The 22,297-nt window shown below is 45.2% G+C and carries 18 protein-coding genes and 1 pseudogene; all 19 read right to left on the bottom strand.

The window, feature by feature from the left end:
* Nucleotides 1-436 (bottom strand): annotated as a pseudogene (locus Q0339_RS03465) (oligopeptide ABC transporter substrate-binding protein); the annotation flags it as partial.
* Nucleotides 437-705: 269 nt separating this feature from the next.
* A complete protein-coding gene (locus Q0339_RS03460; protein ID WP_298077411.1) occupies nucleotides 706-2,457 on the bottom strand; it encodes an oligopeptide ABC transporter substrate-binding protein in 1,752 nt (583 codons plus the stop codon).
* Nucleotides 2,458-2,730: 273 nt separating this feature from the next.
* Nucleotides 2,731-4,476 (bottom strand): oligopeptide ABC transporter substrate-binding protein, encoded by a 1,746-nt coding sequence (locus tag Q0339_RS03455; RefSeq protein WP_298077410.1) that lies wholly within the window; start codon nucleotides 4,474-4,476, stop codon nucleotides 2,731-2,733.
* A gap of 205 nt (nucleotides 4,477-4,681) precedes the next feature.
* Nucleotides 4,682-6,328, bottom strand: a complete 1,647-nt coding sequence (locus Q0339_RS03450; protein WP_298077408.1) for a peptide ABC transporter substrate-binding protein — start codon at nucleotides 6,326-6,328, stop codon at nucleotides 4,682-4,684.
* 193 nt (nucleotides 6,329-6,521) lie between these two features.
* A complete protein-coding gene (locus Q0339_RS03445; protein ID WP_298077406.1) occupies nucleotides 6,522-7,457 on the bottom strand; it encodes an ABC transporter permease in 936 nt (311 codons plus the stop codon).
* A gap of 13 nt (nucleotides 7,458-7,470) precedes the next feature.
* Complete coding sequence (gene opp4B / locus Q0339_RS03440) at nucleotides 7,471-8,433, bottom strand: oligopeptide ABC transporter permease (RefSeq protein ID WP_298077404.1); 963 nt, start codon at nucleotides 8,431-8,433, stop codon at nucleotides 7,471-7,473.
* A gap of 1 nt (nucleotide 8,434) precedes the next feature.
* Complete coding sequence (locus Q0339_RS03435; RefSeq protein WP_298077403.1) at nucleotides 8,435-9,394, bottom strand: ATP-binding cassette domain-containing protein; 960 nt, start codon at nucleotides 9,392-9,394, stop codon at nucleotides 8,435-8,437.
* On the bottom strand, nucleotides 9,394-10,404 hold the full coding sequence (locus tag Q0339_RS03430; RefSeq protein ID WP_070755474.1) for an ABC transporter ATP-binding protein: 1,011 nt from the start codon (nucleotides 10,402-10,404) through the stop codon (nucleotides 9,394-9,396). Before Q0339_RS03430 ends, Q0339_RS03435 begins: the two co-directional genes overlap by 1 nt.
* A gap of 100 nt (nucleotides 10,405-10,504) precedes the next feature.
* The gene (gene acpP, locus Q0339_RS03425) at nucleotides 10,505-10,747 is read right to left on the bottom strand and encodes an acyl carrier protein (RefSeq protein WP_298077401.1); all 243 of its coding nucleotides are present in this window, start codon (nucleotides 10,745-10,747) and stop codon (nucleotides 10,505-10,507) included.
* 480 nt (nucleotides 10,748-11,227) lie between these two features.
* Entirely contained in the window at nucleotides 11,228-12,247 is a 1,020-nt protein-coding gene (gene plsX, locus Q0339_RS03420) for a phosphate acyltransferase PlsX (RefSeq protein WP_298077400.1), read from the bottom strand.
* Nucleotides 12,248-12,376: 129 nt separating this feature from the next.
* A complete protein-coding gene (gene recG / locus Q0339_RS03415; protein WP_298077399.1) occupies nucleotides 12,377-14,413 on the bottom strand; it encodes an ATP-dependent DNA helicase RecG in 2,037 nt (678 codons plus the stop codon).
* A 138-nt stretch (nucleotides 14,414-14,551) separates the two neighbouring features.
* On the bottom strand, nucleotides 14,552-16,225 hold the full coding sequence (locus Q0339_RS03410) for a DAK2 domain-containing protein (RefSeq protein ID WP_298077398.1): 1,674 nt from the start codon (nucleotides 16,223-16,225) through the stop codon (nucleotides 14,552-14,554).
* 33 nt (nucleotides 16,226-16,258) lie between these two features.
* Nucleotides 16,259-16,615 (bottom strand): Asp23/Gls24 family envelope stress response protein, encoded by a 357-nt coding sequence (locus Q0339_RS03405; RefSeq protein WP_070755469.1) that lies wholly within the window; start codon nucleotides 16,613-16,615, stop codon nucleotides 16,259-16,261.
* Between the two features lie 174 nt (nucleotides 16,616-16,789).
* Nucleotides 16,790-16,978, bottom strand: coding sequence for a 50S ribosomal protein L28 (gene rpmB, locus Q0339_RS03400; RefSeq protein ID WP_023390775.1), 189 nt, complete (start codon nucleotides 16,976-16,978; stop codon nucleotides 16,790-16,792).
* 113 nt (nucleotides 16,979-17,091) lie between these two features.
* Nucleotides 17,092-17,766, bottom strand: a complete 675-nt coding sequence (locus Q0339_RS03395) for a thiamine diphosphokinase (RefSeq protein ID WP_298077397.1) — start codon at nucleotides 17,764-17,766, stop codon at nucleotides 17,092-17,094.
* A 28-nt stretch (nucleotides 17,767-17,794) separates the two neighbouring features.
* The gene (rpe, locus tag Q0339_RS03390) at nucleotides 17,795-18,442 is read right to left on the bottom strand and encodes a ribulose-phosphate 3-epimerase (RefSeq protein WP_298077396.1); all 648 of its coding nucleotides are present in this window, start codon (nucleotides 18,440-18,442) and stop codon (nucleotides 17,795-17,797) included.
* Between the two features lie 12 nt (nucleotides 18,443-18,454).
* Nucleotides 18,455-19,408 carry a ribosome small subunit-dependent GTPase A gene (gene rsgA / locus Q0339_RS03385; protein WP_298077395.1) on the bottom strand — a complete coding sequence of 318 codons (954 nt, stop codon included), beginning with the start codon at nucleotides 19,406-19,408 and terminating at the stop codon, nucleotides 18,455-18,457.
* Between the two features lie 137 nt (nucleotides 19,409-19,545).
* Nucleotides 19,546-21,525 carry a Stk1 family PASTA domain-containing Ser/Thr kinase gene (gene pknB / locus Q0339_RS03380; RefSeq protein ID WP_298077394.1) on the bottom strand — a complete coding sequence of 660 codons (1,980 nt, stop codon included), beginning with the start codon at nucleotides 21,523-21,525 and terminating at the stop codon, nucleotides 19,546-19,548.
* Complete coding sequence (locus Q0339_RS03375) at nucleotides 21,516-22,283, bottom strand: Stp1/IreP family PP2C-type Ser/Thr phosphatase (RefSeq protein ID WP_298077393.1); 768 nt, start codon at nucleotides 22,281-22,283, stop codon at nucleotides 21,516-21,518. Before Q0339_RS03375 ends, pknB begins: the two co-directional genes overlap by 10 nt.
* Nucleotides 22,284-22,297 lie beyond the last annotated feature (14 nt).

Genomic DNA, 22,297 nt, shown 5'->3' with positions numbered 1-22,297 from the left:
CGGTATAGTCCTTATGACCGATGACATAGTAAGGATAGATAACATCCTCAATAGTCACTGGCTCGCCATCATCCCATTTGGTTCCTTGCGGAATGGTGATGGTTACCTTCTTGTTATCTTTGTCGAACTTAATCTTACCAAAGCCAGAGTCGTCTAACTTATAGTTGGCGTCGTTCCCGAACAAGTTGGGTGAGAACATGCCGACAATTTCATAGTCCTTGCCGTTATCGGAGTAGAGCGGAGATAAGACACCTGAGAATGGATCCCCAACCATGGCATACTTGAGGGCCCCACCTGAGATTGGCGTCCCTTCATTATCGATTACTGTAGATAAATTAGCATCTTGGGCCTGAGCACTAGCCCAAGGGGCCAACACGCCAACTACAGACAATCCCGCTACCAATGCAGTCAAGGATTTGCTAATACGACTTTTCATAAGATTTCCTCCTTCATATTGGCTTAGTCATTACGATTAAGGATACTATACCCGATAAATAAGAAAATAGCAAGAGGTTTCTTCATTGTTTTCTCATCTTCAACTTATCATATCCTCATATTAAACCTTTGATGAATCCCTTCATAAAAGATATGGTAACGATTTCCAAAAGAGACTAAATGTTCTTCTATTTTTTGTGGTGAGAAGTCGTCTCTCACTTAGCTAGACAAAACAAGAAAGGCTGGGATATTCCCAGCCTTTTCGTTCACTTATTCTTTGATTGGTTCATCTGCTGTTAATTCTACTTGGTTCCAGTCGAAGTCAGCCCCTGGAGTTGCATCATAGTGCTTAATCCGGTTGTTGAATGTCGTTAACTGGTAACTGTAGAGAGTTGGCACCATTGGCACTTCATCCATGATGAAATCTTGCCATTTCTTGAAGGCTTCCTTACGGTAATCCGCATCAAAGGAAGCATCAGAGCGGATGTCCTTGAGCAAGCTATCATTCTGTTCACTAGCATAACGCATAAAGTTGAATTGGGCGTTGCGGCCAAACATAAAGGCAGGGTTTGGATCCCCACCAAAGCCCATAGAGGCTGAGAAGACATCAATGTCCGCATCCGTCCCTAAGAAATCATAGAAGGAGTTAAACTCATGCAAGCGACCTTCATAGAGTTCGACATTAATGCCGACTTGCTTCCAAGAATCTACATAATATTGGGCGATTGGCTCAGCTACATCAGTCCCTGACATGGCCAAGTACTTGAGGCTAAATTGATTACCCTTAGGATCTTCAACAAAGCCGTCGCCATCCTTGTCTACGAACCCAGCATCGGCTAAGATTTGCTTGGCTTTTTCTGGTTGGTAGGTATAGCCTTCACGACTGCTATCTGCAATATCCTTAAAGGTTGGCGGAATTGGCGAGTTGGCTTGCCAACGTAATCCTTCATAGAAACGCTGACCGATTGCGCCATTGTCTACAGCATAGCCCATGGCTTGTCGCAGACTCTTGTTATTGACAATCTTGCTTTCATCTACTTCAACTTCTTGCTTATCAGCATTCCATTTACCTAAGTGGAAACCAAGATATTGAACTCTATTCTCTACTTGTCCAATAGTCTTGAAGTTAGTAGCATCCTTATAGGTACTGTAAGAATCAGCAGGTAGACTAGCTATGTCATAGTTGCCGGCCTTCATCTCGGAGACAGCGGTTGAAGAGTTGACTACATCCATTTGCACTTTGTCAATCTTAGGTTTACCCTTGTAGTAGTATTCATTGGCTTCTAAGATGACAGATTCACCTGGCGTAATGGACTTAACCTTGAAAGGTCCAAAACCAACCGGTTTCTTACGCACCACATCACTGTCCACCTGTTCCTTAATTGGAATATTCTCATAGGCATGCTTAGGAACCATATAGTTACTTACCCCGCCCCAAGCTTGCAACATGGAGTTAGAGAATTCCTTATAGGTTACTTCCAAGGTATAGTCATCTACCTTCTTCAAACCAGAGATGGTATCAGTGGTACCTGCGTGGTACTCTTCCATCCCTACGACATTTTGGAAGTCAGAACCGTAACGGACACCGGTATAGTCCTTATGACCGATGACATAGTAAGGATAGATAACATCCTCAATAGTGATTGGCTCACCATCATCCCATTTAGTTCCTTGCGGAATGGTGATGGTTACCTTCTTGTTATCCTTGTCGAACTTGATTTTACCAAAGCCAGAGTCATCTAACTTATAGTTGGCGTCATTCCCAAACAAGTTAGGAGAAAACATCGAAACAATTTCATAGTCCTTGCCGTTATCAGAGTAGAGTGGAGATAGAACACCTGAGAATGGATCCCCAACCATGGCATACTTGAGGGTCCCACCTGAAATCGGTGTCCCTTCATTATCGATTACTGTAGATAAATTAGCATCTTGAGCTTGAGCACTTGCCCAAGGGTTCAGCATGCCGACCACAGATAATCCTGCTACCAATGCAGTCAAGGACTTGCTAATACAACTTTTCATAAGATTTCCTCCTTCATATTGGCTTAGTCAATACGATTAAGGATACTATAACTGATAACTGAGAAAATAGCAAGAGATTTCTTCATCGTTTTCTCATCTCAGGCTTATCATATACTCATATTAAATCTTGGCTAAATGGCTTGATAAGGGATATGGTAACGATTTCTCAATTAATCAATTCTTTTTGTATTTTTCTTGCTAAATCCCCTATCAATTTGCTCAGATGAAAAAGAGACTAGGACAAATGCCCTAGTCTCTTTTCATTAATCTGAATTATTTAACTGGTTGATCAGCAGTTAATTCAACTTCAGAAAGGTCAAATGTTGAACCCACTTTGAAGTCATAGTGTTTCACACGGTTGTTAACTGATACTAAGTCTTGACGGAAGAGAGTTGGAACAACAGGTGCTTCTTCAGTGAAGTATTTTTGCCAGTCAGTGAAGGCTTTCTTACGGAATGCTTCGTCGAAGGATTCAGTAGAACCTAAAGCATCCAAGAGTTTGTCGTTCTCTTCAGTTGCCCAACGAGTGTAGTTGAAGGCTGCCTTACGGCCAAACAAGTTAATTGGGTTTGGATCCCCACCTACCCCGAAGGCTGCTTGGTAGACATCGACATCGCCATCTTTTTTGAGCAAGTCGTAGAAGGCGTTAAATTCCATGAGGTGACCGTCTACAAGCTCAACGTTAATCCCTACTTGTTTCCAAGAGTCGATGTAGTATTGAGCGATTGGTTCAGCCGTTGCTCCCCCTTGCATAGAAGCAAATTTAAGGGTGAAGCTCTTACCGTTTGGATCTTCTACGAAACCGTCACCGTCTTTGTCAACGAACCCAGCATCTGCAAGGATTTGTTTAGATTTTTCTGGTTGGTAGGTGTAACCTTCGATAGAACCGTCATTGTAGCCCTTAAAGACAGGAGGAATAGTGGTATTAGCACGTGTACGTAAACCGTTGTAGAACTTCTCACCAATCGCGTCATTGTCAACAGCGTAACCCATGGCTTGACGGAGGGCTTTATTAGAGACAACGCGACTTGGGTCGTACTCGACTTCCTTCTTATCAGCGTTCCATTTACCCATCTTGAAACCGATGTAGCTCATAGCGTTTTGCCAGTGACCTAAGGTCTTGAAGTTAGTCGCATCTGCATAAGTAGGATATTCATCTGAAGTCAACTTAGCGATATCGTAGTTACCTGCCTTCATTTCTGAAACAGCAGTTGAAGGGTTGACTACATCTAATTGCATGCCATCTACTTTCGGCTTGCCTTTGTAGTAGTATTCGTTGGCTTCGAAAGTAACAGATTCCCCTGGTGTAACCGATTTAACACGGAAAGGACCGTTCCCTACTGGGTTCTTACGAACTGCATCTGAATCTTCTTGTTCAGCAATTGGAATTTTCTCAAGAACGTGCTTAGGTGCGATATATTGAGAAACACCGCCCCCTGCTTGTAACATACCAGCTGGGAATTCCTTGTAGGATACTTCTAAGGTCCAGTCATCAACACGCTTAAGACCTGAGATTTCTTCAGCCTTACCTTCATGGTATTCTGCCATCCCTACAACGTTCTCAAAGTCATCGCCATAACGAATCCCTGTGTAGTCCTTGTGCCCTACTACATAGTAAGGGTAAATTACGTCATCGATCGTCAATGGTTCACCATCATCCCACTTAGTATTTTCAGGGATTTTGATGGTTACTTTCTTGTTGTCCTTGTCAAAGGTCAACTTAGCGAATCCATCATTAGTAATGACGAAGTTCTCATCAAAACTGTATAAACCAGTTGTAAAGTTTTCAACGACATCTCCATCTGGACCTGTTTCATAGTAGAGTTGGTTTAAGACACCTGCAAATGGGTCCCCGACCAAGGCAACTTTCAAAGTCCCACCTGAGATTGGTGTGCCTTCATTATCTACCACTTCTGGTAATTTAACACCTTCAGCATGGGCCAAGGTTGGCGCAAAAGCACCAGCTACCGTAAAAGCAGCAGCTACTAAAGCTAAGCTCTTCTTCATAGACTTTTTCATATTGTACCCCCAATGGATAATATTTTATATGACCTTATTCTACCCTTTTTAACTCGGAATAGCAAGCGTTTTATTATAATTTTCTCACTTTATATTCATGTTTTTGTAGGGAAAAATTTATTTAGGTCAAATTCGTCTCCTCAGCATCTGAGCAAGTCGTTTAATAGACCGTTAAGGCTTATCAAAACAGTATGTCTTCATTGCCTTACTCGTCAATGTAAACTGGGCGTAAGTTATTGGAGCGGCCAAAAGGCAGTACTTCAAATTGCTTAACCTTTGGCTTAAGTAAGTAGGCTGCACTCGCTTGATAAATAGGGGCGACCACGCCATCATCTTTGACTAAGATTTTTTCTGCCTCAATTAAGGTTTCGCGACGCTTGGCAGGGTCTTTGGCATAGTCATTGCGTGCTAATTCGACTAACTTATCAAATTCAGGGTTAGCATATTTGGCGAAGTTAGTCCCCCCACCTGTCTTATACTGTTCAATAAAGTTAACAGCATCTTGATATTCAGGTGTCCAAGTCCCATAGAAAATATCGTAGTCCAGTTTACGTTGAAATTCCAGACGGTTCTTAAGTGGCACCGAAAGGACGCTTAGCTTGAGACCAGGTAAATTCTTCTCTAGCTCTTCCTTGAGGAATTCTGCTGTTCGTTTGGAGAGGCCTACGTCTGATGTTAAGAGTTGTAACTCAATCGTCTCTTGGCCTAGTTCTTCCTTAGCCTTAGCCCAATCTGCCTGTGCTGCTTGGACATCGTAAGTCAACATTGGACCTGCCTTGTCTTGATAATCCTCACCTGCTTCATTGACGTCAAAAGATTTAGGCACTAAGTTGTTGAGTGGCTGAGAGCCGTCCTGAATGACAGAATCTGCGTAGACTTGCTTATCAAATGCCTGGGCAATAGCTCGACGGAGAGCTGCATTGCCTGTTGTCGGACGAGTCGTGTTGAAACTCAGATAACCGATTGTCGCTTTGGGAATACTGTGGAAGTCTGGCGCACCGGAGTATTCTTGGACAAATTGATCGGACAAGGTCGTGAAGTCCAACTGATTACTATCAAATAAATCTGCCCCGGTCGAATTCTCTTTAATGACTTGTTGATGCACCTGGGTCAGATAAACATGACTGGCATCCCAGTATTGAGGATTTTTAACTAAGTCCCACTCTAGGTTGGTCCCATTCCATCCTTGAATCGTAAAGGGCCCGTTAGTCACCACATTCTCTGCTGTGGTCCCATAGCTATCCCCTTTTTCTTGGAAGAAGGCCTTGTTAATCGGCATATAGCGTGAACCTGTTAGAATCTTAGCTAGGGCCGGCACTGGATATTCCAAGGTTAGTTCCAGGGTTTTATCATCAAGGGCCTTGACTCCTAATTCTTCGACAGGCTTGTCACCATTACGGATAGCTGCCCCATTCTTAAGAATTTCAATCGAGGTCACGCTCGTACCAGCTTGACGATCCGCTAGACGCCGGAAGGCCAACTCAAAGTCTTGTGCCTTAACTGGATCACCATTGGACCAATAAATGTCATCTCGCAAGGTGAAGGTGTGGGTTAAGCCATCCTCACTGACCTTAACAGAAGCTGCCTGTCCCAGTTCCACTTCTTTCGCATTCTTAATTCGATAGAGGCCTTCAAAAACTTGTCCGATGACATCCATGCTGGCGATATCTGAGTAGAGACCAGAATCTAAGGTGGCCAACTCAGATGGGGCTGGGATACTTAGTTTTTGTTCAATGGCAGGACTAAGGCTTACTTCTTGAGCTGATATCGTGGACTGCTGAGCTGTTAGGAGCGTGCTGGCCGTAAGTCCTAGCGCGAGTAAGGAACGAAAAATTGTCTTGATGCTAGTCATAAGTCAACCTCCTTAGGGTTAAAGATATGTTAGGGACTAGTTTAAGACTTTTATTAGTGATAGTCAAAGATACTTTTACTATAAGCTACTATAGCGAATGGCTATATGCCTTTATCATGCCATCCCCCTATCCTTGGAGCATAGACTTAAAATTAAGCACAAAAAAACTGAGCCCTTAGGCTCAGTTTTTCTATTAACCTAAACGTTGACGGGCATCCGTTGAACGTTGCAAGGCTTGACCAATATAGTTAATGCAGAGCATTAAGACGAGAATGAATAGTGCGGCTGGCAGCCATACCCATTGTTTATTCTCGATAATATCCGCAGTCTTAGCTGCCCCTATCAAGGTCCCTAGTGAAGGTGTCCCGATTGGCAAACCGAAACCTAGGTATGAGAGACTAGTTTCTAAACCAATATTACCTGCCATAACCAGGACTAATTGGGTAATGATAATAGAAGAAATGTTAGGTAGCAATTCCTTGAACATAATCTTCCAATCATGTGTCCCCATGGTCTTAGAAGCATTAATATAATCTTTAGACGCTTCACTTAAGGTTCGTGTTCTAAAGAGACGAGCAAAACCAGTCCATCCTATGATAATAAAAGTTACAGAAAGCCCATAGATATTACTTACCTTGAAGATGGTGTTCAACGTGATAATCATAATAAAGCCTGGAATAATCATGAAGAAGTCGACAATCCGCATCACCCAGTTATCAACACGTCCACCATAGTAACCAGCAAAGACCCCAATTACCAAACCGATAATCATGGTAGCGGCTGTTACAATCATGGCAATGCTGACAGAGTTACGCCCACCTAAAATTAACTGGGCTAGAACATCACGCCCACCTTCGTCAGCACCCAGTAAGTAGGTATGACCCGTATCAGTCACCGAACCTGGTGCCATGTAGCGATTGAAAATCTGAACTTTAGTAGCGGATTCTAAGTTAAGGAAGAATGGCGCTACATATAGGAAGAGCAGAATCCCAACAAATACAATAAGTGAGATTAAAGCCAGCTTATCCTTCATGAATTCTCGTTTAATGACTTCAAAGCCCATTGGCGGGAGAGACTGCGAATCTTTATTTTGATTTTTTTCTAAATCTTTGCTTTTATCTTTTGTCATGCTCTCTCACCTCCTAGTCTAAACGTACTCGTGGATCTACGAATACCATAATGATATCGGACAAGAGCCCACCAAGTAGTGTCATAAAACCATAGAAGAGAACCAAGGTCATCATGACGCTATAGTCACGGCCTACTACAGAACTAAAGAAGAGTTGCCCCATCCCTTGATAGGTAAAGATTTGCTCTGTAATCATTGCCCCACTGAAAAGGCCTGTAATGACATAACCAAAGAAGGCAGCGATTGGCAGTAAAGCATTCCGTAAGATATGCTTGTTATAGATAACCCGCTCAGGCACCCCTTTGGCACGGGCAGTCCGGACATAATCATCTGACTTAGCATCCACAATTCCTGATCGTAACCACTGAATAGTAGAAGTGGTACTTAAAATCCCTAAGGTGATAGCAGGCAAGAGCATGTGATAAATTCGAGATAATAAGTAATCCCAGCTACCAGGCTGCAATCCAGACGCTACCGTCCCACGGGTTGGGAACCAACCTAATGTATAGCCAAATAGCCACAAGAACATCAAGGCTAAAACGAAGACTGGGATTGAATAGGTAAAGAAGTTATAGAAGTTAACCGCTCTTTCAAAGAAGCTCCCATTATAACGACCGGATAAAATCCCTAAAGGAACAGCAATTGCATAGGTGATAATCGTTGTCAAGAGTGATAACCAAACTGTCGGCCAAATCCGTTCCCCAATAATGGATAGGGTCGGTTGCTTATGGGCAAAGGAACGTCCAAAGTCACCTTGGAGCATACCGCCCATCCAATTAATATAACGTTCCCAAACAGGTTTGTTCAAACCTAATTTTTCCCGCATAGCTTCAATTTGCTCAGCCGAAATTTTAGGGTCAATCAAGCCTGTCAAGGCATCCCCTGGCATTAATTCTGCTAAGAAGAAAACTAAGATGCTGAGCGCCAAAAGTTGCGGAATCATCAGCAACATACGTCTAAGTATCGCTTTCCACATTTTAGAGCTCACCTCCTTTGTCAGTGTCTACCGTTCTGAGAGCAGCAAAATGGGTCTCAGAAACTGGTTTAAGGTCATATACACGACCAGTTTCGTCATAATAGAGTGACGCATTCTCACGGTATTCCTTCTCAACCCGTAAACGATTGAGTTTGTTTTGCTCACGGTTATTAGGGTTCATTTCTGGAATAGCTGATAAGAGGCGACGGGTATAAATATGACGTGGATCATTATAGATGTCATCACGTGTCCCATACTCAGTGAAACGACCACGGTACATAATGGCAATCTCATCACACATATGCTTAACGACACCTAAGTCGTGTGAGACGAAGAGATAACTTACATTATATTCTTCTTGAATCTGCTTCATGAAGTTAAGAACTTGGGCTTGAACAGACAAGTCCAAGGCCGAAACAGGTTCATCGGCAATGACCAATTTAGGGTTGAGGGCTACAGCACGTGCTACCCCAATCCGTTGACGTTGACCACCAGAAAACTCATGTGGGTACTTGTAGAGTGCTTCTTCCGATAACCCTACGATATCTAAGAGCTCCAGCTTGCGCTTCTTCTCTTCATCAGGCGTTAAGCTGAGAAAGTTTCGCATTGGCTCCCCTAAGATGTCGGTAATCCGACGTTTAGGGTTGAAGCTAGAGAGGGAATCTTGGAAGATCATTTGCACGTTGTGACGGTAGTTAGAACGGCGATGACGCGCTGCTTTAGAGACTTCTTCACCCTCATAGTAGATTTTCCCTGAGGTAATCTTCTCTAAACCAATGATGGCCTTCCCGATGGTAGACTTACCAGAACCTGATTCACCAACCAAGCCATAAGTCTTCCCTTCTTCTAAGGTCAAGTTGACGCCGTCTACAGCATAGACATAATCGGTCACGCGGTTCAGGAAACCAGACCGAATAGGATAGTGGACTTTTAGGTCCTCAATGCGCATAAATTCAGCCATTAGTTCTCCTCCCCTTCAAAATGGAAATGTTTGTAACAAGTACAACGGACAAAGTGACCTGGTGACACTTCGTGTAAACCTGGGTTCTCTTCGTGGGCATCTTCCGCAATCCAAGGAATACGTGGCGCGAAACGACAGCCTGTCCGAATCATCTTAGTTAATGGTGGTACCGCCCCTTGAATAACGTGAAGCTTATCAGAGCCACCTTCTAATTCACTGGTTTGCGGAATTGAACGCAAGAGTGAACGTGTATATGGATGTTGCGGATTGTTGAAGAGTTCTTCAACAGGTGCAATCTCAACGAATTGACCCGCATACATAACGGCTACGCGGTCAGCGGTCTCAGCTACGACCCCTAAGTCGTGAGTAATGAGGATAATCCCTGCTTCGGTCTCCTTCTGGATGTCGTTCATCAAGTCCAAGATTTGCGCTTGAATAGTTACGTCCAAAGCGGTAGTCGGTTCATCGGCAATAATAATCGGTGGCTTACATGCCAAGGCAATGGCGATGATAACCCGCTGACGCATCCCCCCAGATAATTCGTGTGGGTACTGACGAGCAGTCCGCTCTGGGTTAACAATCCCTACTTGATCCAAGAGCTCTAAGACACGCTTTTGACGTTCTTCCTTGTTGAGTTTGGTGTGGTAGTAGAGAGCTTCATCAATTTGGGCTGCGATGGTCATCAATGGGTTGAGCGATGCCAATGGGTCTTGGAAGATCATCCCAATATCGTTCCCACGGATTTTGTTATATTGATTCTCAGTATATTCTACTAAGTTATCGCCACGGTAGTTGATTTGGCCTTCAATCTTAGTATTGCGAGGATTATGCAAACCAATGATTGAAGTGGCAAGAGTTGACTTCCCACAGCCTGACTCCCCAACAATGGCTAATTTTTCATTCTTTGATAAGGTAAAGCTAACGCCGTCTACTGCATTGTAGAAGGTATCCTTAACACGGAATCCAACGTGTAAGTCCTTTACATCTAGAATAACTTTTTCGTTATCCATTCTAGTTCCTCCATTCGTGATCATGTTTTATGTCTTCATCTAAGTAAAAAAAGTAGCACTGCATAGATAGAGCGTGCTGACTTCATCGTCTTTTCAGTTCTTAGGGAGTAAGCTGGTCGATATAAGTGACCACTTGGCCTACATTCTTAAGGGCTTCAATACGATTATCCTCAAATTGAACACTAAAGGTGTCCTCGAGCTCCATAATCAGTTCGAAGACGTCAATTGAGTCTGCACCGAGATCTTCAAAGGTCATCTCATTGGTGACCTTGTCTTCAGTTAAACCAAAACGTTCAACAATCAATCGCTGGACTGTTTGGAAAACTTCTTGGGTCTGGGGCATCCATACACCTCCGTTCAATATGACATAAAATCTACACTTCCTTATTTTACTAAGTTTTAAGCCAATTGTCCATGGTTTTAGCAGAGAAAATTATGAAATCTCTCATTCTTCTCATTTATCCCTCAAAACTTGCTTAGACTTTGCCCATGATCGCGACTAAGTAAGCGATATCTTGAAAATCATTCCTAATAAAGCCTGAAATTGCCTTCTATCTGCCATCAATCTGTCACCAAGAGGGCAATATAATAATCGTGTTTTTCAAGATAAATAGCCTATTATGGGTTAACCAGAAATGGGCTATGGATATTGAAAAACAAGATGATGATGGTGCATTATAGGATTCCCTATTTAAGCGAAACTACCCACTATCTTTTCTTTTAAATTTCTTTACCCATCAATAAAATTCTCAGTATTTGATGGGTCCCAAACATCTTTTGCCCATGCAAAAAGACCAGACTAACAAGGCCTGGTCCAATAATCTTATTCTTCTGTTTGAGCTGGTTTTTCCTGACCGAAGTAGTCAGTTGCTTCCTGGATAATGCCAGATTCCACAATCGTGCGAGCCTGACGAATGGCATTGAAGATAGCCTTTTCATTAGAAGAGCCGTGGGCCTTGATGACTGGCGCCTTAACCCCTAAGAGGACTGCCCCACCCTGTTTGGTATCATCAAAGTTGTCGCGGAGGCCTGATAAGGCGTCTTTGACTAAGAGCGCTCCTAGTTTAGCCTTCAGTCCACCACCCAATAATTGGGATTTAATGAGACTAAAGAGGGTCTTAGACGTCCCTTCCAGAGTCTTCAATACGGCATTACCGGTAAAGCCATCGGTGACCACGATATCAACTGGGCCATCTAGCAAGGTCTTAGTCTCCACGTTGCCGTAGAAGTCAAGGCTAGTCTCGGCAGCTAAGAGTTCATAGGCCGCCTTAGATAATTCATTGCCCTTGGTAGCTTCAGTCCCATTGTTAAGTAGGCCAATCTTAGGCTGAGCAATGCCCAGGACACGTTGGGCATAGAAGTTGGCCAGAACCGCAAATTGTAACAAATTGACTGGCTTGCAGTCAGCGTTAGCACCGGCATCCATCAAGACCAAGTAAGGATGTTGACTAGAAGCAGTTGGTAAGACTGGCATAAGGCCTGGACGATCAATATTCTTAATCCGACCCACAATCAGCAAGCCACTGGCTAAGAGAGCCCCGGTGTTCCCTGCAGACAGCAAGGCATCCGCTTGGCCTTCCTTGACTGCTTGCGCTGCTAATACCATGGAAGCATTCTTCTTCTTGCGAATAGCACGCACTGGCTCATCATCCCCATTGATTTTTTCTGGGGTATGGATGATTTCGACCCGCTCTGTCGCTTCTAAATATGGGCGAATTTTATCTTGATCGCCAAATAAGAGCACTTCGATGTTATCAAAGGCTGCAATGGCAAGGTTCACCCCTTTTACGGCTGATTCAGGCGCGAAATCCCCGCCCATGGCATCTACTGCAATTCTAATCATTCCTTGTCTTCCTCCTTATAAACTAATCATATCTATCAATATTTGGTAATTTCTATACCAATTCTCGTGCTTTCATCATAACAAGTCCCTGCCAAGCCGTCAACCTAGATTGGAATCTGGCAGTTTGGGCTAGACCTCAATGGCTTGTGTCTGACTCCATTGATTAAGCGCCTGCCATTCGGCTTCCGATAGGCGTTCTGGATGCTTGAGTAAGTCCTGAACATCCTTGCGGGCAACAGTTAAGATTTTTTCGTCTTCAATCAAATTAGCATAGTGGAATTCAGGCAAACCACTTTGGCTGCGTCCCATCAAGTCCCCCATACCGCGAATCTTCAAATCCTCACGACTAATCAGAAAACCATCTTGGTGGTCCACCATAATCTTAAGGCGCTCCTTGCCCTGCTCGGTTGTAGGACTGCCGATTAGGTAACAGTAGCTGGCTAGCTGACTCCGCCCTACTCGCCCACGCAACTGGTGGAGCTGGGCCAAGCCAAAGCGCTCAGCTGACTGAATCACCATAATGGTGGCATTGGGCACGTCGACCCCAACTTCCACCATGGTGGTGGCCACGAGAATCTGAACCTGATTTTGCTTGAAGCGGTCCATGACGGCCTCTTGCTCTTCCTTATTGAGTTGGCCGTGTAAGACGTCGACCTTAAAGTTTGGGAAGCGGTCGGCCAAGCGGTCGGCCACCTCTAGCACGTTTTCTATCTGTTCCAAGTGTTCGGAACTTTCGATCAGAGGGAGAACATAGTAGACCTGGTGTCCGGCCGCTAATTCTTGGGCCACATGGTCTTCTAGTTCCTCTAATTGATCTTCCTTGAGCCAGCGTGTCGTAATGGGCTGACGGCCCTTAGGTAACTGATCGATGGTGGAGACGTGCATCTCTCCATAGAGAGTCATAGCTAGGGAGCGTGGAATAGGCGTTGCCGTCATTTGAAGTAGGTTGACAGCTATTTTGTCATTTTTATCTACTAGGGCTTGACGCTGGCCTACCCCAAAGCGGTGTTGTTCGTCAATGATGACCAAGCCCAGTTGCTTGAATTGGACCGTTTCTTGAATCAAGGCATGAGTCCCGATGACCACCTGAATCTGCCCATTAGCCAAGCCGTCTAAGACGGCTTGCTTGGCCTTGGCTGTCATAGCACTGGTCAGGAGAGCGGCTTCCAAGCCCATAGAGGCAAAAAGCTGGTTGAAGGACTGGGCATGCTGTTTGGCTAGAATCTCAGTCGGCGCCATAAGAGCTGACTGGAAGCCACCGCTTACGCTGGCTAGAATAGCCAGAAAGGCTACCAGGGTTTTCCCACTCCCCACATCTCCTTGCACCATGCGCCGCATAGGGTGCTGGGCCATGAGGTCGCGACAAATTTCATTGACTACCTGCTTCTGAGCATGAGTTAGCTCATAAGGTAAGTGACTAATCCAAGTCTTAAGCTGGTCATTGTCATAATGAATCTGAAGCCCTGGCTCTGTTTCGTGCTGCTTGAGAGCCACCTGCAGACGCCATTGATAGAGGAAAAACTCCTGATAGATAATTTTCCGTGTAGCCTGATGATGCTGTTCTTGATCAGCCGGGAAATGCATGGCATAGAGAGCCAAAGGCAAATCTAAGAGCCGATACTGGTCGTTGAGGTACTGGGGCAAGACTTCTGGGATGGCCTCTTGATACTGGTTGAAGGAAGCGGCAATACTAGCTACAATGGCGCTTTGCTTAAGGCCCTTAGTAGCATGGTAGACTGGCGCAAATTCCTGGCCTTCCTGAGCCACTTGAATCAGCTTCATACCTAAGAGAGTCTGACGATTGGATTGCCATTTGCCGTAAATAGCCCGTTCCTGCCCCAACTGAATGGCTTGCTTAAGATAGGGTTGGTTGAAGAAAGAGACGTTGATAATTTCGTGGTCATTGACCGCCAGCTTGAAAGAAACCCGGCTCTTCTTGCCACCGAAGTAGGCTACCACCGGTGGCGTCACGACCTTTCCTTTAAGGGTGACCTTCTCCTGATCTAGGATGGTCGCCAAAGGGCGCACGGCTACCGACTCAAAGCGGAAGGGAAAGTGAAACATGAGGTCGCGGACAGTAGAGACGCCTACCTGTTGGAAGAGCTTGACGCGCGCCGGTCCTACTCCCTTGAGATGATCAATGCTATCTAACCAATTAAGTCCCATAAGCCCCCTCCTTTCTACTTGTCTGTCTCATTATTATAACATTTTCATAGCCAGATAGCGACTATTCAAGTTGGGCCCAAGTTCACCTGAACAAAGAAAAAGACCAAGGCATGAGCCTTAGTCTCTTAACTATTTTAATTATTCCACTGACATCATGTAGTGGTATACAGGTTGATCACCTTGAACGATTTCGACTTCTAAGTCATTGAATTTGTCAGTTAAGCGTTCAGCCACTTCATCGGCTAATTCAGTAGTCCCTTCTTCCCCGACAATAATGGTCGCCAACTCAGAATCTTCATCCACCATGGATTCTAAGGTTGCCAAGAGGGCATCCTTCAAATCAGGCAAGGACAAGACAATCTTGTTGTTGACTAAGCCTAGGTAGTCATCCTTCTTGATGGACACGCCATCAATCTCAGTGTCACGAATGGAGTAAGTAATTTGACCAGATTGGACGAAATCACGTGACTCATTCATTTGAGCCCCATTGGCTTCTAAATCCAGGCTAGCATCGAAGGCCATCATAGCTGTAATCCCTTGAGGAATCGTAGTAGTAGGCACCACAACGGTTGGTACTTCCGCAACTTGGGCTGCTTGTTGAGCCGCCATGATGATGTTCTTGTTGTTAGGCAAGAGGATGATTTGTTCAGCATTAACTGCTTCAATAGCTTTAACGAAGTCTTCTGTTGAAGGGTTCATGGTTTGACCACCGGCCAAGACTTTGGCAACCCCTAGGTCAGTAAAGAGTTGGCCCACACCTTCACCTGCTGCTACCGCAATAATAGCATAAGGAACTTTTGGTGCAGCCTCTGCTGGTGCTTCCTTCATAGCATGTTCTTCCGCTTCTAAGCCACGGACTTGTTCACGCATGTTGTCGACTTTGATTTTGATCAGTTCCCCAAATTCTTGACCCAATTGCATAATTTCGCCTGGGTTTTCAGTATGGATGTGAACCTTGACGATTTCATCGTCGGCTACGACCAAGAGGGAGTCCCCTTTGGTGTTGAGAGTGCTACGGAAGGCTTCATAGTCAAAGGCCTTCTCAACTGTTGGGCCTTGGCCAATGCGAACCATAATTTCTGTACAGTAACCAAAGGTAATATCTTCTAAGGCCATTGGTGGCTCATTGCCATCTTCGAACATAGCGTGAGAGTGGCCAGGAGCTGCAGTAGGAGCTTTAACTTCTACTACGGTCTCTCCTGTCAAGGATGACAAGAAACCTTCATAGACGCAGAGCAAGCCTTTACCACCAGAGTCGACTACGCCAACTTGTTTCAAGACTGGCAATAATTCAGGTGTTTTGTCTAGGGCCAATTGGGCGCCTTCAACAATGGCTTTCATGACTTCAATAATGTTATCGGTTTTCTCAGCTGCCTTCTCACCGCGCAAAGCAGATTCACGGGCAACAGTCAAAATAGTCCCTTCGACAGGTTTCATAACTGCCTTATAGGCTGATTCTACCCCACCTAAGAAGGCTTGGGCAAAATGTTTAGCATCTAAGACTTCTTCTTCCTTAATAGCTTGTGAGAAACCACGGAAAATCTGAGATAAGATAACCCCAGAGTTACCACGCGCCCCCATCAAAAGGCCCTTAGCTAAGGCGCCAGCTAATTCACCGACGTGACTAGCTTGACTGGATTTGAGGTTTTCCGCCCCAGAAACGAAGGTCATGTTCATGTTAGTCCCGGTATCGCCATCTGGCACAGGGAATACGTTGAGTGAGTTAATTAATTCGACATTGGATGTTAAGCGCTCCGCTCCGGCTACAACCATAGGCACAAACTCTTTTGCCGTTAATTGTTTCAATTCCAATTTTTATCCTCCTTACCGTTTTATACGGTTGACTTAATCAATTTTTACGCCTTGTACGTGAACATTGACATAGCTGACTTCAAAGCCCAGCAATTGTTCAACACTGTATTTCACGGCTTGTTGAATGTTTTGGCAGATAACTGAGATTTTAGTCCCGTAAGACACTAAGATGTAGACATCCACGAGAACATCATCCCCACGTTGGGTGATGACAACCCCTTTGGAGTAATTCTCTTGTCCTAGAATCTCAATTAAGTTATCACGGAAGAAGTTCTTACTTACCATTCCGACCACACCGTAGTTATCTGTAACGGCAGTGCCGACAACTGTTGAAATCACATCTTGAGTTAGGGACACTTGTCCATTGGGTGTTTGGATTTTGATTGTCATGCGATTTCCTCCTCACATCTAATATATCATATCTATTTTAGCATAAAATGCTTGATTGTGCACTCATTAAGATAAAGACCATTCCAAACTGAGGGCCTGTCTTCTATACTTGTCTAGACAGAGGAGGTCTTAGTCAAAAAAAAGCCCCAATCCATGGGACTGGGATCATCGCTATTAAACGCGTTCTACTTTACCTGATTTTAAAGCACGAGCAGAAACCCAAACTTTCTTAGGTTCGCCATCCACTAAGATGCGTACTTTTTGTAAGTTAGCGCCGAAACGACGTTTTGTTTTGTTCATCGCTTTTGAACGAGTGTTACCAGAACGAGCTTTACGCCCAGTGAAATAACATTCTTTAGCCATTCTTGTTTCCTCCTTTTCGCTGCAGGAGCTTAATGTCTCTGCTTTATCATACTGAACTAATTTATCATATTTTCCCTCATTTGACAAGTCTTTGAGGGGGATTTTTTCGGTTTTTACACTTGATTGACCCAGAAAATCATGACCAAACCCGACTCAAAGGCAATTTCCACAGGCTCCTGACTGGCTTTGTATTCATTGCTAATCAGGGATTGAGGGCTAGCAAAATCGGTTGCTGGCAAGGTGTACTTGGCGCCTTGAATGGTCAGACCTTGTACTGGTGTCAGGCTAATGACGGACAGGTAGAGACAGGGCTCATAGGCCAAGACATGGTGGCCAGGCTCTAAGAAACGCACCTTGTGGTGAGCCTCCAGTAAGCTAAGACGAGACAGACCTGCTTGAAAGCGTGGCTGATGGACCAGCCAAATATTAGCTAAGAAATGGTCCAGCCGCCCGCCCCTTTCGCCTAGGAAGCCAAGCGCCACATAATCTGCCTCCGGCCAGCGGGTCATGGCCATGCCCAAGGCCAAATGACCATCGGTATCGTCCTTCTCGCTAGGAAAGGCTTGAAGTTCCTGACTGTGCGCCTCAATGACTTGGCGCTCTGCTTCTGACACCGAATCAAAGTCGCCCAAGGCCACATCAAGCACATAACCTGCTCTGACTAATCTTAGGGCTCCACGGTCAGCCCCTACAAAATAGACTTGGTCATAGGCTTGGATTAAATTTTCAATCTGATCAAGGGCTGGATTAGGTCCACCCCCACAGACAATGACACATGCTGTCGTCACTTAGACTGCCCCCTACTTCCTATTCTGCCTATGCTAAGTCTTTGAGCGTCTGAATCGCTTGGGCTGGATCTGAATGCCCGAAGACGTAAGAACCTGCTACTAGGATATCTGCGCCAGCCGCTAGACAGTCAGCAGCCGTCTTGTCATTGACCCCACCGTCAACTTCGATTAGGTAGCTATAGCCTTGTTTTTGGCGCAAAGCAGCTAATTGACGGACTTTGTCTAAGGTCTCAGGGATAAAGGCTTGACCACCAAAACCTGGATTAACTGTCATGACTAAGACTTGGTCTACTTGGCCTAAGACAGCTTCAATGGCCGAAACTGGTGTACCGGGATTAATGACAACTCCTGCCTTTGCCCCTGCTGCCTTGATTAACTGCAAGGCACGATGAATATGAGGCGTCGCCTCTACGTGAACGGTCACCACATCTGCGCCTGCTTTGACCACTTGGTCCACATAGCGTTCGGGATTGGTCACCATCATGTGAACATCAAAAACTAGTTTAGATTGAGCGCGCAAGCCTTGATAGAGCATAGGTCCAAAGGAAATGTTGGGTACAAAGTCCCCATCCATAATATCAATGTGTAGATAGTCAGCCCCAGCCTCTTCAACCATTCGGATGGATTGAGCTAGCTTATTAAAATCGGCACTCAACATGGAAGGTGCAATATACATAAAGTTTCCTCCTTAACGACGTTTTTTGAGATGGTATTGGGGTTTACGTTGATCAATTTTTTGGACTAATTGACAATAGGATTGATAGCGACTAGCAGCTAAGCTCCCCGCTTCTAATGCTTGCTTAACCGCACAACCCGGTTCTTCCAAATGGAGACAGGAACGGAAACGACATTCTTGGCTGAGCTCTTGAATTTCTGGGAAGAGTTGGCTTACTTGCTCTTTCTCAATCTGCTCGAAATCTAGGGCCGAAAAGCCTGGCGTGTCAGCAATCAAAGCCTGATTCAAGGGATAGAGGGTCACTTCACGTGTGGTATGGCGCCCACGCCCCAGATACTGACTAATTTCACCGGTTTCAATGTCAACTTGGGGTAGGAGCTGGTTGAGCAAGGTAGACTTGCCAACCCCAGACTGGCCCATCACCACGTAAAGACCTTGGTGCAAGAGTTGACTGAGATTAGCTAATGCATCCGATTCAGGATCCATGACGGTTACCGTATAGCCGGCGGCCTCATAAACGGCCTGAATCTGGGCGACACGGCTTTGGGCTTGGTCGGCTCCTTCTTGAGCAAGCAGTAAGTCGTATTTGGTCAGAATCAGATGGGGCTCAATGCCATGGGAAGTCACAGAGGCTAGAAATTGGTCGACTAGGGAATAGGAGAAGTCAGGTTCGACTAGCGACATGACCACCAGCGCATCATCCACATTGACCACACTTGGTCTAACGAATTGATTACGACGAGGCAGAACCTCAATCAAGCGACCTAGGGCCTGGTCGGCCTTTGGGTCTAGGCCTTCCTCCCATTCAAAGGTGACATGGTCCCCCACCAAGGGCTTAAGCTGTTGGTGGCGGAAATTTCCTCTGGGCTTGGTCACATAGGTTTGGCCCTCAGACCGCACCGAATAAAAGCCACTGAGAGACTGGGAAATAATGCCTTCTTTGATGATTACTTTGTCTTCTGCCATACTGTCACCCTCTGCTTCTTACTGATTTAATGGTACCATATTTTAAGCGCCTTGTCAGTTCTGGCTGACCAAACTTTCCAGACTATCAGTCCGACTCTGCTATCAAAAAGAGGCTAGAAATTTCTAGCCTCTTAGGGTTAATTATCATTTGGATAAACTTCATTGCTCTCTGCAATGACTTCGCCATCCCGCATGACGCGGTACTGACCAACGCCGCCTTCCATAATATAGAGTAGAATCTCGATGCTACGAGATTCTGAAATCTCAAATTCTTGGGCCAGCGTATTAATATTGTTGCGGCTATCGCCAATGAAGACCTGAATCTTATTTGGCAATGGGTTACGTTGGTTGACGTCCGTGCTAGCATATTTTGGCACGTACTCAATATTTACCCGTTGAACTGCCGTCAGAACTTTCTCTTCTTTACGGCCTTTAGAAACGGTAACCTTGATGGTATTGCCTTGACTCAGGGCAACGCCATACTTAGGACTTTGGCTGATGACACGCCCTTTAGGAATGTCATTGTCATAGTCTTCGCTGACGTCAACCGTCAATCCGTTAGCTTCCGCGAAGTTTTGCACCATTTCCAATGGCAAGTTGTTGAAATCCTGCATGGTGGTGGACTCTGCCACCTTCCCTACGGTGAAGACTAGGGAGGTATTGCTTGGCACTACCTTGGAACCTGGCTCCACACTTTGGGCTAAAATCTTCCCATTATTCTCTGGCGTAGAAGCAAAGTCACGACGCTCTACAATAAAGTTGGCTGCTGTTAGTTGGGAGCGAACCGATTCATAATCTTGACCGACATAGTTGCCAATTTCAACCTGTTCTTTCCCGTTACTGATTTCTAAATCGACCGTTGAAGCCTTACGAATCCGAGCGCCTGAGCCTGGTGTTGATTTAATCACCTGACCCTGAGGAATACTGTCACTCCAAGTCTGCTTAATGGCTCCTACTTGTAGATTGGCTGCTTGAATTTTCTGTACCGCCTCATCCTTGCTGAGCTTGGCTACTTCCGGCACAGAAGTATACTCGGTCAAGCGCGTATAGGCGATATAGACGCCGCCGCAAATGACTAAGAGACTGATGATAGCCAAGAGCCAGGCCGCAATCCGCCGTTTACGACGCGGCTTATCCAAAGGTGCCACCTCGTCAATGCGTTGATAGGCATCATAATCGATGGGTTCTGGCGCTTCAATTGGAGCCGCAACCGGTGTTTTGACTGGCTTAATAGGCTTCATTTGAACTCGCGCCTGACCACTAGCATTGGGGACAAAGACCGGCTCATTCATGCGGCTAGCATTGAGCGCCGTCGATAGGTCCGCTAACATACTGTGAACAGAATCGTAGCGATTAGCTGGGTCCTTAGCGGTAGCCTTGAGGACTACGTTTTCCAAGCTTTGTGGCACATAGTCCATCTTGTCACGGATACGTGGGAATTCTTCCTGGAAGTGCTTGAGGGCCACCGAAACAGCCGATTCGCCATCAAATGGCACAGAGCCAGTAATCAATTCATAGAGAACAACCCCTAGGGCGTAGATATCTGACTTAACAGTCGCATTGCTACCACGCGCTTGCTCAGGTGATAGGTAATGAACTGAACCCAAGAGCGTATTAGTCTGAGTAATAGAAGTATCCGACAGGGCAATGGCAATCCCAAAGTCGGTAATCTTAATAGCGCCCGTCTTGGTAATCAAAATATTCTGAGGCTTAATATCCCGGTGAATAATTTGGTTCTTATGAGCCACTTCAATAGCCGACAGGATCTGACTCATAATGAGCACCACTAGTTCTAAAGATAGGGGTGCATTTTGGCGAATATAAGTCTTAAGATCCGTCCCATCCACATACTCCATAACGATGTATTGCTGATCTTCTTTTTCCTCGACATCATAGATTTCGACGATGTTGCGGTGTAACAATTGGCTAGCCGACATAGCTTCACGTTGGAAGCGACGGATGGCATCCTGGTTGTCTTGGAAGTCAAAACGCAGAACTTTAACAGCTACTTGTCTTTCTAAGATTAAGTCTTGGGCTAGGAAAACATTGGCCATCCCACCCTGACCGATAAAGTCTGTCAGCAGGTATCTGCCTGATAATTTATCGCCTATTTCCATTCAGATACCTCCTCTAAGTTTTCTGTGCTTAAGTCTGAAGCAATAATAACGGAAATATTATCCATGCCTCCGGCTTCGTTAGCTGCTGCAATTAATTGTTGGGCAAAATCTGCCTCTTGGCGCGATGACTGGAAGAGCTCTTCCAAGGCTTGAGGTGACACCATATTGGTCAAGCCATCAGAGCATAGGAGCAACATTTCAGCCTCCTGGCTTGGTACGGTCTGAATGGCTACCTCAAGTGGATGCGTCAAACCAATGGATTGGGTGACGGCATTACGATGGGGATGCAGATAGGATTCTTCCAAGGTAATTTCCCCGGCCCGAATCAATTCATTAACCAAGGAATGATCCTCAGTATATTGCTGGAGCTTACCTTCCTTGTAAATATAAGCGCGACTATCCCCTACATGGCCTAAATAAATGGTGCCATCGACAATCAAGGCCAAGACAATGGTAGTCCCCATGCCGTTCAAGTTCTTATCGGCTTGGGCTTCTTGATAAATTTGCTGGTTGACTAGCTTTAAAGTCCCTTCAATCCAAGCTGACACCTGTTCAGGTGCTAAGGCCTGGTTCAAATCTTGGAAATACTGCCCAATATATTGAGTGGTACGTTGACTGGCCACGTCGCCACCCAAATGCCCCCCTACCCCGTCACAGAGGATGAGCAGGAATTGTCCAAAATCATTAAGAAAATAATCCGCATAATCCTGGTTGGTTGTTCGACGTTTACCGATATTGGAACATAGTGCAAGTTTCATTTAGTCACCTCTGT

It is taken from the genome of uncultured Abiotrophia sp. (genome assembly GCF_938010525.1).
Taxonomy (GTDB): domain Bacteria; phylum Bacillota; class Bacilli; order Lactobacillales; family Aerococcaceae; genus Abiotrophia.
Note: the sequence above shows the minus strand (reverse complement) of the source record. Positions and strands in the feature narration are given on the sequence as shown.